This window comes from Lacticaseibacillus sp. 866-1, assembly GCF_016861825.1.
Taxonomy (GTDB): domain Bacteria; phylum Bacillota; class Bacilli; order Lactobacillales; family Lactobacillaceae; genus Lacticaseibacillus.
The window spans coordinates 1-24,026 of the sequence record NZ_BOLU01000005.1 but is presented as its reverse complement, the minus strand read 5'-3'; the positions used below and the strand labels follow the sequence as shown (position 1 = coordinate 24,026).

The 24,026-nt window shown below is 57.1% G+C and carries 23 protein-coding genes; 17 read left to right on the top strand and 6 right to left on the bottom strand.

Going from position 1 to position 24,026, the window contains the following annotated elements:
- Window positions 1-11 precede the first annotated feature (11 nt).
- Window positions 12-938: a DMT family transporter gene (locus JUE30_RS02725; protein ID WP_203623516.1), complete on the top strand. Its 927-nt coding sequence runs from the start codon at window positions 12-14 to the stop codon at window positions 936-938.
- A gap of 52 nt (window positions 939-990) precedes the next feature.
- Here JUE30_RS02725 and JUE30_RS02720 read toward each other — a convergent pair whose 3' ends face one another.
- On the bottom strand, window positions 991-1,179 hold the full coding sequence (locus JUE30_RS02720) for a hypothetical protein (RefSeq protein WP_125756022.1): 189 nt from the start codon (window positions 1,177-1,179) through the stop codon (window positions 991-993).
- Between the two features lie 135 nt (window positions 1,180-1,314).
- Here JUE30_RS02720 and JUE30_RS02715 point away from each other — a divergent pair, with 135 nt between their 5' ends.
- Window positions 1,315-1,809 (top strand): hypothetical protein, encoded by a 495-nt coding sequence (locus JUE30_RS02715; RefSeq protein WP_203623515.1) that lies wholly within the window; start codon window positions 1,315-1,317, stop codon window positions 1,807-1,809.
- Between the two features lie 3 nt (window positions 1,810-1,812).
- Here the strand turns inward: JUE30_RS02715 and JUE30_RS02710 are convergent, their stop codons facing one another.
- A complete protein-coding gene (locus tag JUE30_RS02710) occupies window positions 1,813-2,052 on the bottom strand; it encodes a hypothetical protein (protein WP_203623514.1) in 240 nt (79 codons plus the stop codon).
- Between the two features lie 153 nt (window positions 2,053-2,205).
- Here JUE30_RS02710 and eis point away from each other — a divergent pair, with 153 nt between their 5' ends.
- Window positions 2,206-3,372 carry an enhanced intracellular survival protein Eis gene (gene eis, locus JUE30_RS02705; RefSeq protein ID WP_203623513.1) on the top strand — a complete coding sequence of 389 codons (1,167 nt, stop codon included), beginning with the start codon at window positions 2,206-2,208 and terminating at the stop codon, window positions 3,370-3,372.
- Window positions 3,373-3,526: 154 nt separating this feature from the next.
- The gene (locus JUE30_RS02700; protein ID WP_203623512.1) at window positions 3,527-4,963 is read left to right on the top strand and encodes an amino acid permease; all 1,437 of its coding nucleotides are present in this window, start codon (window positions 3,527-3,529) and stop codon (window positions 4,961-4,963) included.
- A gap of 73 nt (window positions 4,964-5,036) precedes the next feature.
- On the opposite strand, the gene add is transcribed toward JUE30_RS02700, so the two are convergent.
- Window positions 5,037-6,056 (bottom strand): adenosine deaminase, encoded by a 1,020-nt coding sequence (add, locus tag JUE30_RS02695; protein ID WP_203623511.1) that lies wholly within the window; start codon window positions 6,054-6,056, stop codon window positions 5,037-5,039.
- A gap of 117 nt (window positions 6,057-6,173) precedes the next feature.
- Here add and JUE30_RS02690 point away from each other — a divergent pair, with 117 nt between their 5' ends.
- The 5 genes from JUE30_RS02690 to cydC all read left to right on the top strand — a co-directional run bounded on the left by JUE30_RS02690 (window position 6,174) and on the right by cydC (window position 13,529).
- On the top strand, window positions 6,174-7,478 hold the full coding sequence (locus JUE30_RS02690; protein WP_203623510.1) for a pyrimidine-nucleoside phosphorylase: 1,305 nt from the start codon (window positions 6,174-6,176) through the stop codon (window positions 7,476-7,478).
- A gap of 144 nt (window positions 7,479-7,622) precedes the next feature.
- A complete protein-coding gene (locus JUE30_RS02685) occupies window positions 7,623-9,047 on the top strand; it encodes a cytochrome ubiquinol oxidase subunit I (RefSeq protein ID WP_203623509.1) in 1,425 nt (474 codons plus the stop codon).
- Window positions 9,044-10,051 carry a cytochrome d ubiquinol oxidase subunit II gene (gene cydB, locus JUE30_RS02680; RefSeq protein WP_203623508.1) on the top strand — a complete coding sequence of 336 codons (1,008 nt, stop codon included), beginning with the start codon at window positions 9,044-9,046 and terminating at the stop codon, window positions 10,049-10,051. The genes JUE30_RS02685 and cydB overlap by 4 nt, the downstream gene beginning before the upstream one ends.
- Before the next feature lie 27 nt (window positions 10,052-10,078).
- On the top strand, window positions 10,079-11,821 hold the full coding sequence (gene cydD, locus JUE30_RS02675; protein ID WP_203623507.1) for a thiol reductant ABC exporter subunit CydD: 1,743 nt from the start codon (window positions 10,079-10,081) through the stop codon (window positions 11,819-11,821).
- Entirely contained in the window at window positions 11,808-13,529 is a 1,722-nt protein-coding gene (cydC, locus tag JUE30_RS02670) for a thiol reductant ABC exporter subunit CydC (protein ID WP_203623506.1), read from the top strand. Before cydD ends, cydC begins: the two co-directional genes overlap by 14 nt.
- A gap of 162 nt (window positions 13,530-13,691) precedes the next feature.
- Here cydC and JUE30_RS02665 read toward each other — a convergent pair whose 3' ends face one another.
- The gene (locus tag JUE30_RS02665) at window positions 13,692-14,660 is read right to left on the bottom strand and encodes a polyprenyl synthetase family protein (protein WP_125757730.1); all 969 of its coding nucleotides are present in this window, start codon (window positions 14,658-14,660) and stop codon (window positions 13,692-13,694) included.
- An 85-nt stretch (window positions 14,661-14,745) separates the two neighbouring features.
- Between JUE30_RS02665 and JUE30_RS02660 the strand changes: the two genes are divergently transcribed.
- The 5 genes from JUE30_RS02660 (at window position 14,746) to sfsA (ending at window position 19,306) form a co-directional block, all read left to right on the top strand.
- Window positions 14,746-15,660 carry a prenyltransferase gene (locus tag JUE30_RS02660; RefSeq protein WP_203623505.1) on the top strand — a complete coding sequence of 305 codons (915 nt, stop codon included), beginning with the start codon at window positions 14,746-14,748 and terminating at the stop codon, window positions 15,658-15,660.
- Window positions 15,661-15,704: 44 nt separating this feature from the next.
- Window positions 15,705-16,796: a metallophosphoesterase gene (locus JUE30_RS02655; protein ID WP_203623504.1), complete on the top strand. Its 1,092-nt coding sequence runs from the start codon at window positions 15,705-15,707 to the stop codon at window positions 16,794-16,796.
- Window positions 16,797-17,375: 579 nt separating this feature from the next.
- Window positions 17,376-17,927, top strand: a complete 552-nt coding sequence (locus JUE30_RS02650) for a DUF2785 domain-containing protein (protein WP_203623503.1) — start codon at window positions 17,376-17,378, stop codon at window positions 17,925-17,927.
- Window positions 17,928-18,073: 146 nt separating this feature from the next.
- Window positions 18,074-18,535 carry a universal stress protein gene (locus JUE30_RS02645; protein WP_125757739.1) on the top strand — a complete coding sequence of 154 codons (462 nt, stop codon included), beginning with the start codon at window positions 18,074-18,076 and terminating at the stop codon, window positions 18,533-18,535.
- Window positions 18,536-18,580: 45 nt separating this feature from the next.
- A complete protein-coding gene (gene sfsA / locus JUE30_RS02640; RefSeq protein WP_203623502.1) occupies window positions 18,581-19,306 on the top strand; it encodes a DNA/RNA nuclease SfsA in 726 nt (241 codons plus the stop codon).
- A gap of 53 nt (window positions 19,307-19,359) precedes the next feature.
- Here the strand turns inward: sfsA and JUE30_RS02635 are convergent, their stop codons facing one another.
- Complete coding sequence (locus tag JUE30_RS02635; protein ID WP_255533253.1) at window positions 19,360-20,715, bottom strand: MFS transporter; 1,356 nt, start codon at window positions 20,713-20,715, stop codon at window positions 19,360-19,362.
- Between the two features lie 193 nt (window positions 20,716-20,908).
- Between JUE30_RS02635 and JUE30_RS02630 the strand changes: the two genes are divergently transcribed.
- Together JUE30_RS02630 and JUE30_RS02625 are read left to right on the top strand one after the other, a co-directional pair.
- Window positions 20,909-21,622: a class A sortase gene (locus JUE30_RS02630; RefSeq protein ID WP_125757745.1), complete on the top strand. Its 714-nt coding sequence runs from the start codon at window positions 20,909-20,911 to the stop codon at window positions 21,620-21,622.
- A gap of 78 nt (window positions 21,623-21,700) precedes the next feature.
- Entirely contained in the window at window positions 21,701-22,750 is a 1,050-nt protein-coding gene (locus tag JUE30_RS02625; RefSeq protein ID WP_203623500.1) for an AI-2E family transporter, read from the top strand.
- A 29-nt stretch (window positions 22,751-22,779) separates the two neighbouring features.
- On the opposite strand, the gene JUE30_RS02620 is transcribed toward JUE30_RS02625, so the two are convergent.
- Window positions 22,780-22,989, bottom strand: coding sequence for a hypothetical protein (locus JUE30_RS02620; protein WP_203623499.1), 210 nt, complete (start codon window positions 22,987-22,989; stop codon window positions 22,780-22,782).
- A gap of 159 nt (window positions 22,990-23,148) precedes the next feature.
- Between JUE30_RS02620 and JUE30_RS02615 the strand changes: the two genes are divergently transcribed.
- Entirely contained in the window at window positions 23,149-23,841 is a 693-nt protein-coding gene (locus JUE30_RS02615; RefSeq protein ID WP_125757751.1) for a 2,3-diphosphoglycerate-dependent phosphoglycerate mutase, read from the top strand.
- Window positions 23,842-24,026 lie beyond the last annotated feature (185 nt).

Genomic DNA, 24,026 nt, shown 5'->3' with positions numbered 1-24,026 from the left:
GTAGGACAATCATGCACAATAAACGGTTACTTGGGTTAGGACTGGCGATTTTCGGCTCGTGCCTGTGGGGCGTGTCGGGGCCGGCCAGTGAAGTGCTTTTTCAACAGGGAACCGACGTGGCCTGGCTGATTTCGGCCAAGATGCTGATCGCCGGTATTTTGACGATGGCATTTGCCTGGATGCGTGAGGGCAAGCAAATTTTTGCCCCGTGGCACAATAAACATGACGCCTGGCAAATGACGATTTTTATCCTGTTTGGGATGATCACGATGCAATTCATTTACTTTAAGGCCGTGGAGGTCGCTAACGCCCCGACCGCGACGACGCTGCAGTACCTGTCGCCAGTGGTGATTTTGCTGATCTTGGCGGTTCAAACGCGCCAGCTGCCGCGGCGGATCGATGTGCTGGTGATCGCCCTGGCGATGTTTGGCACGCTGCTGGTGGTCACCAAAGGGCATCTGACGACGCTGGCAATTTCGCCCAGCGCGCTTCTTTGGGGGCTGGGCGCGGCACTGGCCGCCGCACTGTACACACTGCTGCCGGCGGGACTGCTTGCGCATTACTCCCCGCTGGTCGTGGTTGGTTGGGCGCAGCTGATCGGCGGGCTGCTCATGACCGTGTATCGGCCGCTGTGGGTCGGCGTGCCGCACCTCAACTCGCTGGGCTGGGGCGCGTTCGGATTCGTCGTGATTTTCGGCACGCTGATTGCCTACCTGTCGTACTTGGCCAGCCTGCGCTACATTTCGGCGACGGCGGCCGGGCTGCTGGACGCCTTTGAGCCGATTGGCGCTACAATCACCTCGGTCCTGTTTTTACACCTGCACCTGGGGCCCGCCGAGCTGCTTGGCACCGCGGTGATCATTGGGACAGTATTTTTGATGGCGGCCACTGGTCCCAAAGCGCCCAAAACCGCGAAGACGCGGCGCACGCCGGCCTGACGAGATGAGTTAATAAAAAGATCACGCAGCCAGGCCGCGTGATCATCACCCCTTATTTGGTGTGGGGACTGTGTTCATGTAATTTGACGAGATTCGGTAAGCGGGTTTGATGCTGGTTGGATGTCAGCGCCAAGATGTAGCCATTTTTCACGCGCAGTTTGTACGTGATCCGGGGCTTTAGACGCAAGGGCCGGCCTTCCGCATCAAACACCGGCAGTGGCCGTTTTTTGATGTCAGGCATAATCATCCCTCCTTAGTTCTATTATAGCAGGGGTGGCAAGTCACCTAACCTTGGGCTGAAGCTTTGACCATGGTACAATGTTTTTGATGTTTTGACTCTGCCGGAAATTATCGGCACAAACACGTGGAGGTCATAATGGATCAATTTGGAATCAGTGAACTGGCGGACTGGCTGGAGGCCAATAACGATCAACTGCTCGATAAGGCAGAGTTGATGCCCACGGACAAAGTGTTGGCCGCTGTGGACTACCTCAAGGTACTGGCCCAGCCGGCCGCGGCATACTTGCCGATGAAGCAGGGCACGTTTGACCGGGAAGAATCCGATCACAAGCTGAACCTAATGGCCGACGACCAGCCGCTGTCGCAGGTGGAAGACCGGATCATGGTCAACCACGTCGATGGTTCCATCACCAAGGATGAGCTGAATTTCACCTACAACCATGAGCCGGTGTTTGAAGACGGCTACCAGGCCAAAAAGGACCTGAACATTGTGAAGTTCGGCCTTGAGGTCATCGGCGCTGTGGCCACCTCTGGTCACTTGGAAACCGTGACCGCTGCGCTGTCCAAGGATGCCGCTGTGACGCTGATTGTCGCGGCTGCGCGCTTCCGGCAGTGGCAGGAAGCCAAGTAGCCTTCAGGCGGGATCGGGCATCAACCAGTCGGAATCCATCAGTTGATGCAGGCGCGTCGACACTGGGACCCACAAACGAGCTTTGAGAATAGCGCTGATGGCCTGCCAAAATGCGGGGTCGTCGCGCTGTTTTTCGTTGGTCTCAACCGTCAGCGTCTTCCCGGTCTCGGTGCGGGCGATGATCTGCGGGTACTTGATGGTTTCGAGCTGAGCGGCAACAACGTGGGTTTGATTCAGTTCCATGACGATCTCCCTTTCTTGATGCGATAAGTTCAGGATAGCGGGGAGATGTGCGCTTTTCTCAGCGAGATTGTGAAGGTTGTGCGCTTTTACACATAAGAAAAGGTGACGGTGATACGGTATACTGAAGGCACTAAGATTCTAGGGAGGACAATTATGGTCGCAGTTGCTCGGTTGACCGCTTCAGATGAGGCCGCGTACTACGCGCTGGCCCGTTACGCCTTTAATTTGCCGCAAAGTGAAAGCCGTGATCGCGCTTTTGCCAGCCTGTACGCGCATTCCCAGGCCTGGGGCAGCGGGGAGCCGCTGGAAAGCGGAGTCTTGGGGACGCATTTTGAAGTCGACTTTGCCGGAACCACGTACAAAATGAGTGGTATCGGCTACGTGGCCTCGTACCCCGAAACCGCCGGTAATGGCGGGATCAGTGCCATCATGAAGGAAGCCTTCAAGGACATGCGCGCTGCCGGCGAGACCTTATCCTACCTGGCGCCGTTTGCCAGCACGTTTTATCGCCGGTTCGGCTATGAAGGGGCCTTCGACCAGGTCGATCATGTGCTGCCGGCCGCCGCGTTTCCCAAGGTGCCGCAGCGCAGCAATGAGGTCACCGTGCACCGCGTGCCGTTTCGCGCGGCGATCGCGGCTATGCGGGAGGTTTACGATCGCAGTTCAGATGCGACGCGCGGCGGGCTGCGGCGAGCGGACTGGTGGTGGCAAAACCTGGCCGACCATTATCCGGACCGCGAAGTGGCCGTGGCCACGCTGGGGGAGCGGCCGACCGGCTACGTGATCTACCAGCGCGAGGCGGCCACGTTTCGTATCATCGAGCAGTTCCACGATGACTTGGACACGCTGCTGGCGCTGGCCCGCTTTATCGGCGGCCATCGCACCGCGTACCAGCGGTTTGTTTACACTACTGGCAACCCGGAGTCGCTGCACGACTTGCTGCCGGATCCCAGTGTGCTAACCACTTCGGTGCACGCCTATATGATGGCACGAATCGTCGACGTGGCGGACTTCATGCGCCGCTATCCGTACCAGGTGACCGACCTGGCGCCGGTCTTGATCGGCATCACAGACGATTACATTCCGGAAAATGCCGGGGTCTGGCGCCTGGCGCTCGACGACGGCCAGGCGACGTTTGAAAAGGCGACGGGCAAGCCGCAGATTGCCTTGTCGATCCAGCAGCTGGTCAAGGCAACCTTCGGGGTGCGGCCGCTTCAGGACGCTTATAACCTGGGCCTGATCGATGGTGATCCGTTCACCATCACCAGCGTGGGGGCGGCCTTCATCACTCGCCAAGCCCAGCTGTATGATTACTTCTAAGCACACTGACAGACCGCTGCACTCAGGCGGTCTTTTTTGCGGCTTCATCGCATTCTCATTAGATTTTGAGGGCTGATTCACCGAATTCTCCACTCGGTTTTCGTACACTGAAAAGACGAGTCTGGTCTTTGACCAACAAGTAGGGGGAATTCTCATGGAAGAAAGCAAAAAACTGCGCTGGTACAACGTCGCCTTGATCGCATTTGTCGCCGTGTGGGGCCTCGGCAACGTGGTCAACAACTACGCCCAGCAAGGCCTGTCAGTGATCACCTCATGGATTTTGATCATGCTGCTGTACTTTGTACCATATGCGCTGATTGTCGGCCAGCTGGGCTCGGCGTTCAAGAACGAAAGCGGCGGCGTGTCCAGCTGGATCAAGCGGACGTCAACCAAGCGGCTGGCGTATTACGCCGCCTGGACCTACTGGGTGGTGCATGTGCCGTACCTGGCGCAAAAACCGCAGGGTATCCTGATTTCTTTAAGTTGGCTGTTTAAGGGTAACGGGAAATTCGTCAACGAGGTTTCGTCGATGACGGTGTCGTTGATCTGCCTCGTGCTGTTTCTGGCGTTCTTGTGGCTGTCGTCGCGCGGACTGGCGACGCTGAATCGCATCGGGTCGGTCGCCGGGACGGCCATGTTTATCATGTCGCTGCTGTTTATCATCCTCGCGGTGTCCGCGCCGTTCATGGTGAAGGGGACGCCAATTGCGACGCCGCACATGGACCGGCTGAGCACGTACCTGCCAAACTTCAACCTAAACTACTTCACCACGCTGTCCATGCTGGTGTTTGCCGTCGGCGGCGCGGAAAAAATCTCGCCGTACGTCAACAGCACCAAGCACGCGGCCAAGGAGTTCCCGCTGGGCATGCTGGTGCTCGCCGGCATGGTCGCCTTGTGCGCGATTCTCGGGAGCTTTGGGATGGGGATGCTGTTCAACTCGCGCCACATTCCCCAGGACTTGATGGCTAACGGTGCCTACCTGGCCTTTGCCAAGCTTGGCGGTTACTACCATGTTGGCAACCTGTTCGTGATTCTATACGCCTTGGCGCAAACCATGGCCCAGATCTCGGCGCTGGCCTTTTCCATCGACGCGCCGCTGAAAATCTTGCTGGGCGATGCCGACCCCGAATTCGTGCCGCGCGAGTTGCGCAAGCTGAACCAAAACGGGACGCCGGTGAAGGGCTACTGGCTGACCGGGGTGCTGGTGAGCGTGCTGATTGTGGTGCCGGCTTTGGGCATCGGCAACATGAACATGCTTTACAACTGGCTGCTCAACCTGAATTCGGTTGTGATGCCGCTGCGCTACCTTTGGGTGTTCCTGGCATACATTCTATTGAACAAGCATCTCGACCGGTTTAAATCAGACTACGAATTCGTCAAGAATCCCAAGGTGGGGATGGTCATCGGCGGCTGGTGCTTCTTTTTCACCGCTTTTGCCTGCGTGATGGGCATGATGCCAAAAATCTCGTTTGAAGCGGATCCTGGCACCTGGTGGTTTCAGATGGGCCTAAACGTCGTCACGCCGCTACTGTTCTTGGCGCTTGGCCTGATCCTGCCTGCCATCGCGCGGCGGCAGCAGCCGACACATTAACCGAAGGACTTAGGACGCAAAATGTGCCACCCTCAAGCATTCTGAGGGTGGCACATTTTTATGGCTGGTGGCGTTATAGGTATCGCCGATAATCCTTCTCCAGCCGCGCGTGCAGCACGGCTTTTTGCGTTTCAGTGCAAAATGACGCGTCGACCGCAGTGTGGTTAAAGGCCAAGAGATCGGCAATCGTGACGCCAAAGTTTTGAATAAATAGCCAGTACTCGCGGGTCAGCGTGGTGTTGGAGACGGTGCGGTTATCGGTGTTGATGGTGATCTTGGCGCCAGCGTCGTGCAGCGCGCGGTAGGGGAACTCCTTAAGACTGCGTGCGGCCTTAGTTTGCAGATTCGAGGTCAGGCAAAGCTCGGCCGTGGCTCCGGCGTTCACGAACTGGTGGATCAAGGCCGGCTGATCGTAAATTGCCGTGACATGCCCGATTCGTTTGATGCCCAATTGCAGGGCCTTTTCGATGTTTGCTGGCTCATGGCACTCACCGGCGTGCAAGGTCAGCGGCACGCCCAGCTGCTGGGCGCGCTTGATGGCGGGCTGGATCGCAACTGGCGGAAAGGCGCCTTCGTTGCCAGCAAAATCGCCGCCGACTAGGCCGTGGGAAAGCAGCGGCGCGGTTTGCTCAAACATGCGCTCACTGGTGCCGACCGGCAGCTGGCGCATGCCACACACCAACGCGCGGGCGATGATATCGAACTGACTCATCCCGCGGTGCAGGCCGGCAATCACGGCGGTCGTCGCCTCAGCAACAGTCAGCCCTTGGTCGGTCGACTGGTCTGGGGCAAAACGCACCTCAATGTAGCGGACGTTTTCAGCAGCTGCCTGGGCCACCACGTCGTACGCCGCCATTTCTAGCGCTTCTTGCGTTTGCAACAGCGGCCGGATGAAGTCGAACGTTTTCAGGTAGTCCATCAAATTCTCGCTCTCTGGCGGGGCGGTCACCAGTTTTCGCAGAGCCGAATCGCTTGCCGGCACGGGCACGCGGCTAAGCTTTGCCAGCTTGCGGATCATCTCCAGGCTCAGTGAGCCGTCCAGGTGACAATGCAGCTCGATTTTTCCGATATGGTGCAGCACTTTTTCGTCCATGATCGCCCTCCTTAGCTAACTGAAGTGTAACATAATGGGCCGGTCGGTAATCGGTTTCAACGCGCATTTGTTAGTCTGCTACAATAGAATTATCTCAACAGGAAAGCAGGGATCGCGATGCGCATGGTGGATCTGATTGCGAAGAAACGCGACGGGCAGACATTGACCAAAGAGGAAATCAACTGGATGATCACGGGATACGTCAAAGATGAGATCCCCGACTATCAGATGAGTGCCTTTTTAATGGCGACCTATTTCAAGGGCATGGGAGAGGCCGAGCAGGCTGACTTGGCCATGGCGATGCTCAACTCGGGGGACCGGCTGGATCTGTCCGACATCCCCGGCATCAAGGTCGATAAGCACTCGACCGGTGGGGTCGGCGACAAGATCAGCATTCCCCTGACGCCGCTGGTGGCCTGCCTGGGCGTGCCAGTGCCAATGATCTCGGGCCGCGGCCTTGGCCACACCGGCGGGACACTTGATAAGCTGGAAAGCATTCCCGGTTTTCGCGTTGACCTCTCCGAGCAGGAATTTAAGACGCAGGTGGCCAGCATTCACCAGGCCATTGTCTCGGCGTCCGGTGACCTGGCCCCGGCGGACCGGCGCCTTTACGCCCTGCGCGACGTGACCGCCACTGTGGAGTCAATCCCACTGATTGCCAGCTCGATCATGTCCAAAAAAATCGCCTCCGGCACCAGTGCATTGGTGTTCGACGTCAAAGTCGGCAATGGCGCCTTCATGAAAACCGAGGCGGACGCAGAAAAGTTGGCGCAGGCACTGGTGACTATCGCCAAGCAGGCGGGGGTTAAGAGTGTGGCGCTACTTACCAACATGGACCAGCCGCTTGGCATCACGATCGGCAACTCGCTTGAAATCGCTGAAAGTATCGCCATTTTGCGCAATCGCGGGCCGAAAGATGTCCGTGACCTCACTGTGACGCTGGCCGCCCACATGCTGGTGCTCGGCGGCAAGACGCAAAGCCTTGAGCAGGCAATCGGCATGGCAGAAGACGCCCTTCGCGACGGCCGGGCACTGAACGCATTCAAGCAATTGATCAAGGCGCAAGGTGGTGACCCAGCGGTGGTGGATGACCCAAGACGGTTGCCACAGGCCAAGTACCGGGTCGACGTGAAAGCGACGCAAGCTGGCGTAGTGACCGGTATCGACACCAATGCACTGGGGCTAGCCGCGATGCAGCTGGGCGGCGGGCGCGCCAAAAAAGGCGACCAGCTCGACCTCGCAGTGGGGCTGGTGCTCCATAAAAAGCTGGGGACGCCAGTGTCTGTTGGCGATACGCTGGTGACGCTGCATGCGGATAGCCAGGAGACCGCCGCCATCGAGCAGGCCGTTCATCAGGCGTTCACAATCGGTCAATCGGCCCCGGCCAAATTTCAGCTGATCAAAAAAGTGATTCAAGGATAAGCTCAACGCGGTTTCCGGCGGGGAAACCGTGTTTTTTTATCGGCCTGGTGCTAAACTAGAATCGTACTAGTGTAAGTGCTTTTTTCGACGTGGGGGACGTCGCAAATTTCGGTGCCAAAGCGGCACCGCAAGGAGGTTATGGCGATGATTGCAGGGTTATCTGTTCTTGGTCTTGCACGGTTCCAATTTGCCATGACGACTGTTTTCCACTTTTTCTTCGTTCCATTCTCCATCGGGATGGCGCTGGTCACCGCGATTATGGAGACCATGTACGTCCGGACGAAGGACGAGATGTATAAGAAAATGACGAAGTTTTGGGGCAGGATCTTCCTGTTGAGCTTCGCCGTTGGGGTCGTCACCGGTATTATTCAGGAATTCCAGTTCGGGATGAACTGGTCGAATTACTCCCGGTTCATGGGAGATATTTTTGGGGCACCACTGGCGATCGAAGCGCTGCTGGCATTCTTCATGGAGTCGACGTTTATCGGCCTGTGGATGTTCACCTGGGACCGCTTCAAGCCGGCTGACCACGCCGCGTTGATTTGGTTTGTGTGGCTGGGCACGACGCTGTCGGCGATCTGGATCCTCAGCGCGAACTCGTTCATGCAGCACCCGACCGGGTTTGCCATCAATGAGGCGACCGGGCGCGTCAAGCTGGTTAACTTCATGGCGGTGATCGGCAATCCGCAGCTCTGGGTCGAATTCCCGCATGTGGTCTTCGGGGCCTTTGTTACCGCGGCGTTTGCCGTGGCTGGCATGTCGGCCTGGCGGATTCTCAAGCATGACCACGTGGACTTTTACAAGAAGTCCATGCGCATTGGCCTCACGGTTGGGCTGATCGCGTCGATCGGCGTCGTCTTTGTCGGCGACTTGCAGACGCGATTCATGATGAATGACCAGCCGATGAAGTTCGCGGCAACTGAAGGAATTTACAAGGATACCAAGAGCCCGGCCTCGTGGGCGGTGGTTGAACTGATCAACACCAAGGATCACACGGTCAAGGGCAACATTGAAATTCCTTACCTGCTGAGCCTGCTGTCTTATCACAGGACGACCGGCGCGGTTAAAGGCATGGATACTGTCAACAAGGAACTAGAAAAGAAGTACGGGGCCGACAAGAACTATTACGTGCCGGTGAAGACGCTGTTTTGGTCCTTCCGGGTCATGGCCGGGATTGGCACTGGCCTGATCATCGGATCTGCCGCCGTGCTGTGGTTCTCCCGCAAGAAGAAGGACACGATTGAAAATAAGCGGTGGCTGCTGTATGTGACCGGCTTTGCGCTTTGGATGCCGTTTATTGCCAACACTGCCGGCTGGTTCATCACCGAACTGGGCCGGTATCCGTGGGTCGTGTACGGGTTGTACACGATCGCCGATGCGGTTTCGCCAACCACTACGGTCGGCCAGCTGCTGTTCACGAACATTGTGTACTTCCTGATCTTCACCCTGCTGGGCGGCGTGATGATTTACTATAGTCACCGCGTGCTCGTCAATGGGCCAGACGGACCGCTGGACACCAATTATGGGGTTGCCAAGGATCCGTTTGCTAAGGAGGCGTTCGCAAAATGAGCGGCTTACAAATTCTCTGGTTCTTACTGCTTGCCGTCCTGTTCATCGGCTTCTTCTTCCTGGAAGGGTTTGACTTCGGGGTCGGTATGGCCTCACGCCTGCTTGCCCACAACGAGGACGAGCGCACCCAGCTGGTCGCCACCATTGGGCCGCACTGGGACGGCAACGAAGTCTGGCTGATCACGGCCGGCGGGGCAATGTTTGCCTCTTATCCGCTGTGGTACGCCAGCCTGTTCTCTGGGTTTTACATCATGTTCTTCCTGGTGCTGTTTGGCCTGATCATTCGCGGCGTGTCGTTTGAATTCGCCGCCCACGCGGAAACCGCGCGCGGTCGCAGCATCTGGCGCTGGGCACTGTTTTGCGGCTCAGTGATCCCGCCGTTCATCCTCGGGATGATTTTCACCGCGATCATGCAGCCGCTGCCAATCGACGCGCAGGGCAACGTTTTTGCGACCCTGGGCAATCAGATCAACCTGCTGACGATCGTCGGCGGGGTGGCGGTCACCTTGATGTGCTTCATGCACGGGTTGAACTTCATCCGGCTGAAGACCACCGGCCCGCTGCGGGCCCGTGCGCGTCAGTACAACCAGGTGCTTTCCTGGGTGCTGTACGCCGGGGAAGTCGTCTTCGCGCTGTTGGTGTTCTTCTTCACTGACTTCTTCGCGAAGCGGCCAATTTCCACCACGCTGATCATTTTGCTGATTGTATGCGTGGCGGTGATCCAGCACTTCGGGGTGCTCAAGGACAACGAACTGGTGTCGTTCATCGGCTCTGGCCTGGGGCTTGCTCTGGTGGTCGGGCTGATTTTCAACGGCCTGTTCCCACGGGTGATGATCGCGCAAAATGCGGCCCACTCAATCATGATCGCCGACGCGTCGGCCAGTCCGTTGACGCTTGAAATCATGACCGGCGTCACCTGTGTGCTGCTGCCGATCGCGCTGGCGTACTTCATCTGGAGCTACGTCGTGTTCCACAAACGCGTCGCGCCAAAAGGCAATGCCTGATTTCTGAGACAACAAAGGAGTAACAGTATGATCGACAAACGACTTATGCGTTTGCCGGGAATGCGGACGATTATGACAATGCTTGCCGGGCTCGCGCTCGTGCAAGCATTTGTCATTTTAGGCCAAGGTCATTTTCTGGCCGCCGGCATCGTGCACGCCTGGCAGCGCAAACCACTTTCTGGGCTCTGGCTGTTCGTGATCGGCTTTGCCGCAGCCTACACGCTGCGCCAGCTGATCACCTGGCTGCGCAATGTGATTGCCGAACGCTTCGCCCGCAAAACTGCCGGCGCTTTGCAGCAGCAGCTGCTGGCCAAGGTGTATGCCTTGGGTCCGCAGCTGGCCGCCAGCGAAGGCACCGGCAACCTGGTGACGATGGCGCTGGATGGTATCCCAGAAACGCAGAATTACATTGAATTGATTTTGAACAAGATTCTCAACATGATGATCATTCCTTGGGTGTTGCTGGTGTACATCTTCATGCAGCAGCACCTGGCCGGGATCGCCCTGCTGATCATGTTTCCTGTGATTATTTTATTCATGATCATCCTGGGGTATGCGGCCCGGGACGAATCCGAAAAGCAGTACGCCGGTTTTCAGTCGATGTCGAACCAGTTCATCGACTCGCTGCGCGGGCTCAAGACACTGCAGCTGATGGGCATCTCCAAGCAGTACGCGGATAACGTTTATCAGGTCTCCGAACGTTACCGCAAGCAAACCATGAACGTGCTGAAAATTGCGATGCTGTCGAGTTTTGCAATGGACTTTTTCGCGACGCTGTCTATCGCGGTCGTCGCCGTGTTCATGGGCATTGATCTGCTGAACGGCAGTCTGGCCCTGTACCCGGCGATGGTCGCCTTGATCCTCGCGCCTGAGTACTTCATGCCGATCCGCGAGTTCGGCAATGACTATCACGCCACGCTCAACGGCAAAAATGCGATGAACGCGGTGCTGACGGTACTGGCCCAGCCGGTGCCGACGCCAGTTGAAGGACTGCCAGAGCTGACCGGGTGGGATCAGGACGCAACGCTTTCTGCCGAGCACCTGAATTTCACCTACCCGGGGCGCGAAACCGGCGTGTCTGACGCCAGTTTTACGCTGCACGGTGGCCAAAAGGTGGCCATCATCGGGCCCAGCGGCTCGGGCAAATCCACGCTGCTGAACCTGATTGGCGGCTTCCTGCAGCCGGATGCCGGTACCACGCCATTTACCGCCAATGGTCACGCGTTGCCGCACATGGCGCAGCCGGCCTGGCAGGATCACCTGTCCTATATTCCGCAGGCGCCTTACATTTTTGCGACGTCGATTGCCGACAACGTCCGCTTTTATCGGCCGGACGCGACCGCTGATGAGGTGGCCGAAGCCGTTGCCCAAGCTGGGTTAACTGACTGGATCAAAACGCTGCCCGACGGGCTGGACACGCGCATTGGGGAAGGCGGCCGCGGCATTTCCGGCGGTCAGGCCCAGCGGATCGCGCTGGGCCGCACGCTGCTGGATGCTAAGCGGCAGGTCTGGCTGTTTGATGAACCGACCGCGCACTTGGATATTGAAACCGAGGCGGCGCTTAAGGCCACGCTGGTGCCACTGTTCAAAGACCGGCTGGTGATTTTTGCCACGCACCGGCTGCACTGGCTGAATCAGATGGACTGGGTCATCGTGATGGCGGAAGGCCGGATCGTGGCGCAAGGCACGCCGGCCGACTTGCAGGCCCACTCAAAGCCTTATCAGGAGCTGGTCGCGGAAATGCGAGGTGAGTTCAATGTTCAAGCATGATACCTGGGTCAAACCAGACCTCAAACGCTACAAAAACCTGCTGTTTTGGTCGCTGGCCCTTGGGGTGCTGACCTATTTCTGCGCAGGGGCCTTGATGTTCACCTCGGGCTATTTGATCGACTTTGCGGCCACAATGCCGCTGTTTGCCGCGATCTATGTACCAGTCGTTTTGACCCGTGCGTTTGGGATCGGCCGGCCGGTGTTCCAGTACCTGGAACGCCTGACGTCGCACAACTGGGTGCTGAAAATCACCAGTCACATGCGCCGCAAGCTTTATCAGGTGCTGGAAACCGATGCCGCGTTCGTCCAGGAGCATCACCAAACCGGTGACATTCTGAGTCTGCTCAGCGACGATATCGGGCACATTCAAAACATGTACCTGCGCGCGATTTTTCCCACCGTAGTTGCCGGCGGTTTGACGCTGCTGATCACGCTAGGGTTGGGCATCTTCGACTGGCGTTTTGCCCTGTGGGTCCTGCTGCTGCTGTTGGTGCAGATCGTCCTGATCCCCTGGTGGGGGCTGTTAATTGAAACTAAGCGCAAGCTGCGGCAAAAGGAACTGAATCAAAAAGCCTATGTCGATCTGACCGATGCCGTGCTGGGCCTGTCCGATTGGGCCATCACCCACCGCCAAGAGCAGTTTGTCGACCAGGCCACGACGACTACGGCACAGCTGGCTGCTTCCACGCACCGGTCGAAAATGTTTGAGTGGGCGCGGGATTTTGTCGCGAACCTGTTTTTCGGCGCAGTGCCGGCCAGTTTGATGGTGTGGGCGAGCTGGTACTTTGCCGGCACGCAGCTGACTGCCGACTGGATTGGCTCGTTTGTCCTCGTGATGTTCCCACTTTCTATGGCCTTCTCCAATGTGGCGCAAGGCATCGGCGAGTGGCCAACCTATAAAACGGCGCTTTCCCACCTCAACCAACTGAAGCCGACGACGCGTGCCTTGCCTGAGCAGCTCGCCGCGCCGGCCACGGTGGGCGCTTTGACTGTGCAGGACTTGGCCTTCCAGTATGATGCCGAAAGCGAAGTCCTGATCGATCACCTGAACCTGATGCTCAAGGCCGGTCAGAAACTGGCAATCTTGGGTCCCAGCGGCATGGGCAAAACCACGCTGCTCCAACTGATCTTGGGCGACCTCACGCCGACCCGCGGTACCGTGACCCTCGACGGCGTCAATGTGCTGCAGTATCAGGACCAACGCACCAGGCTGTTCGCGGTGCTGGATCAGAGTCCATTTTTGTTCAACACGTCGATTCTCAACAACGTGCGACTCGGCAATGAAGCGGCCAGCGATGAAGACGTTCAGCGGGTGCTCAGGGAAGTGCAGCTGGACGAGCTGATCGCCGGTTTGCCAAAAGGCATGGACACGCCAGTCGAAGAGGCGGGCTTTGGCTTTTCCGGTGGCGAGCGGCAGCGGCTGTCGCTGGCGCGCATCCTGCTTCAAGACGCGTCAATCGTGCTGCTGGATGAGCCCACGGTCGGGCTGGATCCAATTACCGAACAGGCGCTGCTGGACACCATGTTCCGCGTTTTGGCGGGAAAGACTGTCCTGTGGGTGACCCATCACCTGCAGGGGGTCAGCCAGTGCGACCAGGTTATTTTCCTAGAAGATGGGAAGCTGACCATGGCTGGCAGCCCGGCTGATCTGATGGCCAACAATGAGCGGTACCGGCGGCTTTACGCGCTGGATGCCGGTCAGGCCTAATAATAGACTGCGACATCAAGCGGGTTTAGCCCAAAACACAAGGGCCTCTGTGCCACGATTCGTTTTTAGAATCGCGGTGCGGAGGCTCTTGTGTTTTGGGCGGTGCTTGATGGAACGCGACCAGGCCAGTATGGTGTGCGCTCGTTTTGATTGATTTCAAAGTTAGTTACTCCGTGTCAGGAGGTGCTGCGTCAGGTGGTGAAGTTCGTCCCGTTTGGAACCGGCGGGGAAGGCATTTAATGCTGCCAGGGCCTTATCAGTGTACGCGGTTGCCAGCCGTTCAGCCTCAGGAATGCCGGTAACACTGATCAGCGCAGCTGCCGCGGATAAGGTCTTTGGGTCCTCAGTCCTGCGCTCAAGCAGCGCCGCTAAGGTCCCGTCATCTTCGCGCAGCGCGTACAGTACCGGCAGGGTATAGATGCCATTTTGCAGGTCTTCCAGGCGCGGTTTTTGCATTTTCTCCGGTCGGCCCGTAAAGTCCAAGAGGTCGTCAATCATTTGAAAAGCCATCCCAACGCACCGGCCGTACCGGTAGGCGGCGGTTTGCTCGGCGGCTGAGGCCCCGGACAAGGTGGCGCCTTGATAGGCTGCGAGTCCAAACAAGGCGGCGGTTTTGCCGCTGATTTGCCGGAGATACTGGTGAACCGTCAGCTTGGTGCCGCGGCTGACGGCGTTTTGGTCGAGCTCCCCCATAAAAATCCGATGCATGATGCGCGCGTTGGTCCCCACATTTGCCACCGTGGGAGCCGCCTCGGCGAGCAGTTCGAAGTACACGGAAAATAGAAAATCGCCGGCGTAAATTGCGGCTTTGTTGCCATCAGTGGCCGTAAGTGTCGGCAGGCCGCGGCGGATGGCTGACGTGTCCAGCACGTCGTCATGCTCAAGGGTCGCCAAATGAAGAGCCTCGATCGCCGCCCCGGCGGAGATCAAAGACGGATTGTCAATGTTATGGAAACGCGCTAGCATAAACATAAGCCCACTACGAAGCATTTTGCCCCCAGCTGCCACCTGTGCCTGCACGCGGGCATTAACTGTCGGCACGCGCAGACGCGTGCGGTCTGCTAGGCGGGTCTGCACCAGGGTGAGTTTTTGATAGACTTCGGGGTATTGCTGCCACTGCGGCTGGACCATAACGTTGACCTCCACTTGTACGTCAACTCTACCCCAGCATCTTTAACAGTGTCAACGCAAAGACCGAGGATTAGGGGGAAAGCCTGTGAAGGCGAAAGTGTTTTTTGAATTAGTCGAAATTAAAGCTAAAACCGCGTCCGTATTTCCTTTCCTGATGGGGACACTGTACGCCTGGTACCATTATCACACGCTCCATCTACCTGAGCTGATCGTGTTTTTTATTGCGATGCTGCTGTTCAACATGGCCGTGGACGCGAATGATAACTACCAGGACTACCGGCGGGCCCAGCGTGTGGAGGCCGAGGCGTTTCAGCAAAAGACCAACATCATCGGCCGCGAGCACCTGAATCCAAGCGCCATCGGTTGGCTGATTGTGGCCATGATGGCCGCCAGTGCCGTTTTGGGGCTGTGGATGGTGAGCCGCACCGGCTGGCCGCTGCTGTGGCTGGGCCTGTTCAGCTTTGCTGTCGGGTACTGTTACGCCGGCGGCCCGCGGCCAATTTCCACCACGCCGACGGGGGAATTTTTCTCCGGCTTCACCATGGGGTTCGTGATCTTCCTGATTGCCGTCTATGTCAACGCGTTTTCGGTCGCAGCGTTTAACTGGGCGTTCATCTGGCCGGTCCTGCTGGCTTCCGGGCTGGCGCAAGGCGCGATTGCGGCGCTGCTGTTGGCCAACAACATCGCCGACGAGGAAGAGGACAAGCAGCTCAACCGGCGGACCATCGTGTACTACTTGGGGCGCCGGCGCAGCCTGATTTTCTTCGCCGGGCTCTACACGGTCGGTTTTTTGGCGCTCATTGTCGCTGTGTGGCTGCAGATTCTGCCGAAGCTGTCGCTGCTGACTTTGGTGACCATTCCAATCGTGGTCAAAAATGTGCGCACGTTTGCCAAACGCCCAGTGAAAACCGAGACGTTCCCGCTTGCGATTAAGAGCTTGTTTCTCACTACGCTGGCCCAGGTCGTGTTCATGGGCCTGGGTGTGTGGCTTAATTTCTGATAGAACACCAGTGGTGCCAATTGGGCATCGTCAGGAGGGCATCTATGCTGCTGCGTCCAAATATTTCTATTCGCCGCTTTGCCAAGGCGGATCTGACCAAGTTTGCCGAGTGGGTACGGCCCCAGCTGCCGGCTTCGGCCCTGAATTTTGCGGTGATCACGGACACCCATGACCGCACCGCCTTTTCGCGGACGTATTACGGGCCCAATGGCTACTGGCACGTGCAGGAGCAGCATTGGCTGGCAGGAGAGCTGCCGGTGTCCTGGCGCATTCACCTGGGCGACCTGGTGGACGGCTCGGAGCCGGCGTTCATGACCATGTGGCGGCTGCGCAACATCGCCGCGGATTTCAAGGCGGATGATCTGCCGTTTGTGATTGCCAAGGGCAACCACGACGACAACGATAAGTACGCCGAAAAAAATCGCCGGTTTGCGGGCAGTTTTCACCCCTGGGTGTTTAACGACACCGTGTTTCGGCCGATGACCCAGCAGGTCGGCGGGCCTTCAGTGACGCGCCACGGACTGTCCTTTTTCGATAGTGGGACCGTGCGGGTGATCGTGCTGAACACCTCTGATGTCCCGGTGCGCTGGATCGGCGGCCGCCGCAACTACGACCTGAAAAAAACGCTGGCGGTCACCGCCGAGCAGCTGCAGGAGCTCTGCGATGCGCTGGCTGGTGCAGGCACCCGCGACGTCTTGATCATGGCCCACGCGCCGGCGATGGTGCGCAGCGGCAAGCCCGGACTAAAGTTCAACGGGCGGCCGCTGCACGAGGTGCTGCGGGCCTTTAACGAGAAGTATGCCGGCCGGGTGGAATGCGGGACGCATCCCGATTTCGGCGGGAGCGCCCGGTTTGATTTTTCTCAGACTTCCGGCACCATCATCGGCTACCTGGCCGGCCACTGGCACACCGAAGAGGATTACCGCGTCAACGGGATTCACTACAGCCTGCTGAACTGCTCCGCGCTGATGGGCCGGCTGCACGGGTTGACCACCAATTACAATCGCAAGTGGAATCGCCTCATCAATACGCCCAGTGAGTATGCCGGGTACGTGGTGTCCATCGATCCAAACCGGCGGATGTTGCGGGAATTTGGCTACGGCGCAGCCAGTCCGCTACGGCAGTTTAAGTATTAAAAGACGACCTGATTTTTCTTTTAAAAATAACGGCGTAAGCGCTTGCACCATTCTGCGGACCATGGTATATTATAGATGGAGTTAAGGGAGGTCACTCGGAGAGATCCAAGAACTTGATCCACCAAGACCTGCTCGAAAGTGCCGGTTGTCCAACACATGATTAGAGCTAAGGCACAACTGATTCTGTGCCACCAAGTGAACTACCTGATAGAACCAGAAAGTTGTCAGTTTAATGGAGGTGTGAGTCTGCTAAAGAGACTCAATAATCCAAGCGGAATGACGACGAGATAAAGGTGCATATCGGTTGAATAAAGTAACAACACACAACGCCAAGTTATCTGGCAGCACCAAAGTACTTCAAGTTGTCTAACCGTACAAGTGAATAAGAGATATTAGAGGTGTCGCAGTATCCAAGTTTCTAGTAAGCAACTTCGCAATACCGAGGATCACCTTAACTCTTAAAGGGCTTCGAATCGTGATTAGTGCAAGATCCGATTTGAAGCCTATTTTTTTGCGCTTTTGCGCGTGTTCAGGGGCCCGGCGGCTATGCTATGATGTGGCCAAAGAAGGTGGTTGCACATGCAGCAGGAACTGGAACAAAAACTGACGCAGTCTGATCCGCTGACTTTTACTGATGCCGAAGTGACTTGGCTGCTGGCCCATGTCGGCGACCTAGACGGGCATGTGCGCGACGAGGTGACTTTCACCCTGATGGCCCGCGGACGGCTGGCCAGCGGGTTCACGCTCGCCCAGAAGGCGCAGATCAACCGGACAGTGGTTGCGGCAAAACCAATTTTGCAAGGCATCGATCAGCCGCAAAATGACCAGGTCTTTTTGCGCAGTTTTGCCGCGTTGCTTGGCAGCTTGATTCTGCGGGCGGATGCCGAGACGCCATTTCTGAGCCGCGATGATCGCGGGCTGTGGTTCCAGTGGGCGCTTGAGTACCTGTACCGGGAGCACGACTGGCGCGGTTATGTTCAGGGCCGCGGCTGGGCGCATGCGCTGGCCGAGGGTCGCGTGGCGGCGTTTTTGCCGGCCTGGCCGCCGGGTATCGCCTCAGCGCCTGGCATCGGGTGGTTCAAACGCTGTATTTTCTGGCGCCAGCCGTGCGCGATGCTTGTCAGCCGTTGATCACGCGCTACTTCCGCGAAACTGGCTGTCTGGATCGGTGACTGGCCGCGACAGGCAAATCAACGCCTAAAGTCCAAGACTGCGGTATAATCAATGGGAAAGCTGTTACCCGCGGCGCGCCGCGGTCAGACATAGGAGGCATGCACATGGCAACTGAACAGGATTTTGAAGTTGAGTCGATGCATTATAACCGCCTGCTGCTCGCGGTCGACGATGATGACGATGATTCTTCCCACAAGGCGTTTAACTACGCGGCCACACTGGCCAAAATCTACAACATCCCGTTGGGCATTGTTTCGGTTCTGGAAACTGGCGATTTGAACATTTACCAATCGCTTTCTCCGGACCTGTTGGCCGACCGGCGCAGCCAAATGGCCGCCCACCTGAACACCTACGTTGAAAAGGCGGAGGCTTTTGGCGCCCAGGACGTCCAACCGCTGATTGGCGAGGGCAAGCCGGCCGCTGTGATTCTCGACGAGATCGTGCCGGCCTTCAAGCCGGACCTGATTATTTTAGGCTCGCACGAACGGCGCGGGCGCTCGCGCCTGGGGCACGTCGCCGCGGAAATCGCGCGCGAAGCCGACGCCTCGGTCATCATCGTTCGTTAAGCCAAAGCCGGCAGTGATTGTCGGCTTTTTTGTCTGGAGGATAGCGTGAAATATTCAAATGTGGTCATCGGGCACGTGATCAAACGGATCAGCCGCTTTACCGTCACGGTGCAGTTGGCCGACGAACCAGTTGCCGCGCACCTCAGCAACACTGGCCGAAACAAGGAGCTGCTGCTGCCCGGCGCGCCGATCAGCGTTCGCAAGGCGGATAACCCCGCTCGCAAAACGCCGTACGACATCATCGCAGTCCAGCGCGACGGCCGGTGGATCAACATTGACAGTCTTGCGCCCAACCGCGTGGTCAATGCGGCACTAACTGATGGCAGCTTGGTGCTGCCCACCTGCGAAGAGCCTTACCAGGTGCGACCAGAGACGACCTACCTTGACAGTCGGTTGGATTTTGCCGGGCAGGACGCGGCCAGCCATGACTGGTTTGTCGAGGTCAAAGGTGTGACGTTGGCCAATGGGGAACGGGCCGCGTTTCCCGATGCCCCGACCACGCGCGGGCTCAAGCATGTCCACACGCTGACGCACGCGGCGCAAAGCGGCTACCGTGCGTTTCTGGTATTTGTGGTGCAGCTGCCTGGCATCGCCAGCATGACGATTTTCAAAGCGCGATTTCCAGAGCTGGCACCGGCGATCACCGCGGCCAAGGCGGCTGGCGTCCAGATTATCGCGCTCACGTGCCGCACGGGACCGGATGAAATCACGTTGGACCAGCCGATTTTGTTTGACGAGCGGCTGCCGTTTGAAGAAATCCAGTTGGACTAAAAAAGCTCGCTGCCGCTGTCTCAATTTGCTGAGACCAGCGGCAGCGAGCTTTTTTATGCTTCTCGTTTGCCTGGCATGGTCAGACCTAATAGCAGGCCGACGGCGCCGACGAGCGCAAAGGCGAAGAAAGTGGCGGTGAAGCCGGCATTTTGACTGCCGGTGGCCGTCTGCACGGTGCTTAAGATCATGGTGGCGACGGCGACCCCGGTGGAGCCCAGCAGCTGGCGAATGGTGGTGGTGACCGCAGTCCCATCGGAGATCAGCGCCTTGGGCAAGGCGTTCGCGCCGGCCGTGACCGCCGGCATCATCACAAATGCGTTACCGGCTTCGGTGAACATCGCGCCGATGATGGCGACGATCAGCGGCATGCGGCCGACAAGCAGACCCAGCAGCACAAACCCGATGACGATCAGACTCATGCCGATCGTGACGACGCGGCGCGGGCCAATTTTATCCAGCAGGGCCCCGGCGCGGGGGTTCAGCAGGCTGAGCAGCACCGCCGCCGGCACCAGGGACAGGCCGGAGATCAGCGGTGAGACTTTCAGGACATCTTGGAAGTACAGCGGCATGACGATGGTGGTGACAATCAGTGCGATGTAGGAAATGCCGGTCATCGACACCGCCTTTGTGAACAGCGAGGTCTTGAACACCTGCAGCTCGAGCAGCGGCTTTTTCATTTTTAGCTGGCGCGTGGTGAACCAGACCGCAGCCAGTACCGAAATGATCAAGATAGTCCACAGCGCGGTGTTCATGCCCGCGTGAGTGGCTTCAGACAGCACGTACAGCAAAGCAGGGAAGCTGGCAGCGAGGATGACCGACAGCCAGTCAAGCGCGGACAGCGCCTTGGGCATGACGTCCGTGATCGTGACGGTGGACGCCGCCAGGACTGCTAGGGCGACAATCAGAAACAGGGCAAACAGCGCCTGCCACGGGAAGAAGCTGAGCAGCACGCCCGAGATGATCGGCCCAACCGCCAAGGCGGAGCCCATTACCAGCCCCGCCAGGCCCATGGTCCGCCCGCGCGCGGCCCGCGGCGTGATCGTCAGCAGCACGGTTTGGTAGCTGGGGAAGATGATTCCGACCGCGAGGGCCTCGAGCAGCCGACCGACCATCAGCACCGTGAAGCTCGGGGCCCAGATGCAAAAGACCGTGCCCATGGCGAACAAAGCAACGATGCTTTGAAACAGTTTTTTAAACCCGACATTGTTCAAAAGCCATGGAGAAACGGGAATCATCAGGCTCATCACCAGCATGAACCCGGTGGTCAGCCAGGAAACAGTGCTGGCACTGAGCCCAAAGCTTTTCATGAACGTCGGATACGCGGTGCTTAGTGAGGACTGCGAAATCGACATGGAGAACGTGCCAGTCAGCAGCGTGGCGATAAATGCGGTGTGTTTGGAACGACTGATTGATGATTGCGACTGTGACAAAAAACTCATCCTCTCTAATGGCAGGCTTGGGGGCTTATTAGGCAACCCTTAACCTCTGTCCCAATTATAAACGTTCCAATTTATGGCGCAAGTCGCTCCGTTGTGCTCAATTAATTTACGGGTTATAATTAGCACAAGATTCAGATTTAGCGCGTTTACAGGAGGTAGCAAGATGGCGAAAGCCCGGAAGCACTCGAAGAAAAGTTCAAGGGCCAAGACCTGGGCCTGGCGGGTGTTTTTGACGCTCGGTCTCGTGGTCGGGTTAGCACTGGTTTTTAATGAACAAATCAAGCTGTTTGTTGTCGATTGGATGAGTCGGTCGACTTTGAGTACGCTCGATCAAAAGGTCGTCGCTAAGAACAATAAGAAGAAGGCCACCTATGATTTCTCTAAAGTTAACGACCTCGATTTAGGGACTGTGGGCAATGCGGCCATGAACACTAAGAACGCGATCGGCATGATCGCGATTCCAAAGGTGTCCCTGCACCTGCCGATTATGAAGGGGCTGGCCAACGATAACCTCTCAGTTGGGGCTGCAACCATGACGGCGGACCAGAAGATGGGCGAGGGGAATTACGCCTTGGCAGGGCATGACACCTCCCACAAAGGCGTGCTCTTTTCCCCGCTGGGTTACGTGAAAGCTGGCGACAACGTCTACCTCACTGACATGAAAAATGTGTATCGATACAAGGTGACCCTGAAGAAAAACGTTGATCAGTACGAAGTCCACTGGGTCGATCCGGTCCCGAACCAAAAGTTGATCACCCTGATCACCTGTGAAGTGAACACAGCGACGCGTGCTGATCGCATTATGGTGCGTGGTGAGTTGACAAAAGTTTCGAAGGCCACGAACAAGCGGCTTAAAGTGTTTAAAGCAGATAAGTGATGCAGGTTCAGGCGTCGCCCGAGGGGGGCGGCGCCTTTGTTCATCTGGGGTATAATGATAGCTGACGGGAGGGGTTTGATGACCAAGTACGAACGGTTTGTGGCCAATGTGAAACTGCGCCGCTGGGTGGTGCTGGCCAGCCTGGTAATCATTTTGTGGCTGGTGCGCGCGGTGATGAGCACGATTTTGTTGACGTTCATTTTCTCATTTTTGGTGACGCGGCTGATCAAGGTCATCAGACGCCATGTGCACCTGCCGGCGATGGTAGTCGTTGTGCCCTTGTACCTGCTGATTATCGCCGGGATGGCGTATGCGGTGATCCACTACGTTCCGGCGGTGGTTAATCAAACCATTCACCTGGTCAACTCGGTGAGCGACTTTTACAACAGCAAGGCCTTTGCGAACAATCAGGCCATGCAGTGGGTCGTGCAGGCCGCCAACCAGATGAATTTGAACGATCAGATCAAGACTTCGGTGACTGCGCTGTTGCAGTACGCTGGCAGCTTGACGGCCATGGGCGTGACGCTGGTTTTATCGCTGATCCTCAGCTTCTTTTTCTCGATGGAAATCGATGAGCTGAGACACTTTGGCCACAACTTCACTAATTCCACGTTTGGCTGGTATTTTCAGGACGTCGCGTACTTTGCAAACAAATTCATTGCGTCGTTCGGAGTCGTGATCGAGGCGCAGCTCTTTATTGCGCTGGTCAACACGACCATTACCACCATCACGCTGATCTTCCTGAAAATGCCTAACATTCCCAGCTTGGCCGTCATGGTCTTCCTGCTGTCGCTGGTGCCGGTCGCCGGGGCCTTGATCTCGGTCGTGCCGCTGGCCATCATCGCCTACACGGTCAGCGGTTTGCGGGGCGTGATCACGATCATCGCCATGATCATTGTGATTCACCTGCTGGAAACCTACGTCCTGAACCCGAAATTCATGAGCAGCCGGACCAAGCTGCCGGTCTTCTTCACCTTTGTGGTGCTGATGGTCGGGGACTGGCTTTTTGGCACCTGGGGCCTGATCGTCGGGATCCCGATTTTTACCTTCATTCTCGACCTGCTCGGCGTTAAGAAACTGCCGACGACAAAAAAAGCGCCGCCGATCACGGCTGCGCGAGCAAAATAACCTTTGATCAGCCGCATGCGGCTGGTTTTTTAATGGCGATGAAAAATTTTGTGCAATAAGCCGGCGATGATGGCGATGCCGCCGCCGATTAGCAGCAGGTCCATGACGCCGTGCAGCATGGATAAGCCGGTACTAGCATCGACTGCGGTCCGCAGCGCAGGACTGTTGACGTAGACCAGAAAGTACGCAATGCTGACCAGCCAGAGCACGACCACCGTCAGCCACCAATATTTACGCATAAAATTACCTCCGCTACGAGTCTACCAGAAATGATGCCTCAATGGGGACGACAACGCGCGGCAGGTAAAAGACGTCGCGCTTTTTCTGCAAGTGGTGTATCATTAAGTGTCGAAAACAGCTGTGAATGCAGCAAAATAAAAAAGTGAGGTAATCTCTCGATGGCAAAATTAGTGCTTATCCGTCACGGCCAAAGTGAATGGAACCTGTCCAACCAGTTTACCGGCTGGGTCGATGTTGACCTGTCCGAAAAGGGAACTGAAGAAGCGAAGGAAGCAGGTCGTCGCATCAAGAAGGCCGGCCTGGAATTCGATCAGGCTTACACGTCCGTTTTGACCCGTGCGATCAAGACTTTGCACTACGCACTGGAAGAATCCGATCAGCTTTGGATCCCAGAAACCAAGACCTGGCGGCTGAACGAGCGTCACTACGGCGCTTTGCAGGGCCAGAACAAGGCCGAAGCAGCCAAGAAGTGGGGCGACGAGCAGGTTCACATCTGGCGTCGTTCATACGACACTTTGCCACCGCTTTTGAGCGCTGACGACGAAGGCTCCGCTGCTCAGGACCGTCGTTACGCGAACCTCGACCCCCGGATTATTCCTGGCGGCGAGAACCTCAAGGTCACTTTGGAGCGCGTTATCCCATTCTGGGAAGATCACATTGCTCCGGACCTGCTTGACGGCAAGAATGTCATCATTGCTGCGCACGGCAACTCCCTGCGTGCTTTGACCAAGTACATTGAAAACATTTCCGATGAAGACATCATCAACTTGGAAATGACCACTGGTGAACCTGTTGTTTACACATTCAACGACAAGCTTGAAGTCACCGACAAAGTTAAGCTCGACAAGTAATTCACGATCCATCACGGTCCGTCTGCCAGCGCAGGCGGATTTTTTTATAGAGGCTTTAGCCGGGCTCGCGCGGAGACGCGCGAGGCTCAAAACCACCCGCTGTGCGGGTGGAGTCAAATGAGTTATACGAAAAACTCTCCTCGTCGATTAGAATATGGATGTTCAAGGCCATACTACATAATCGA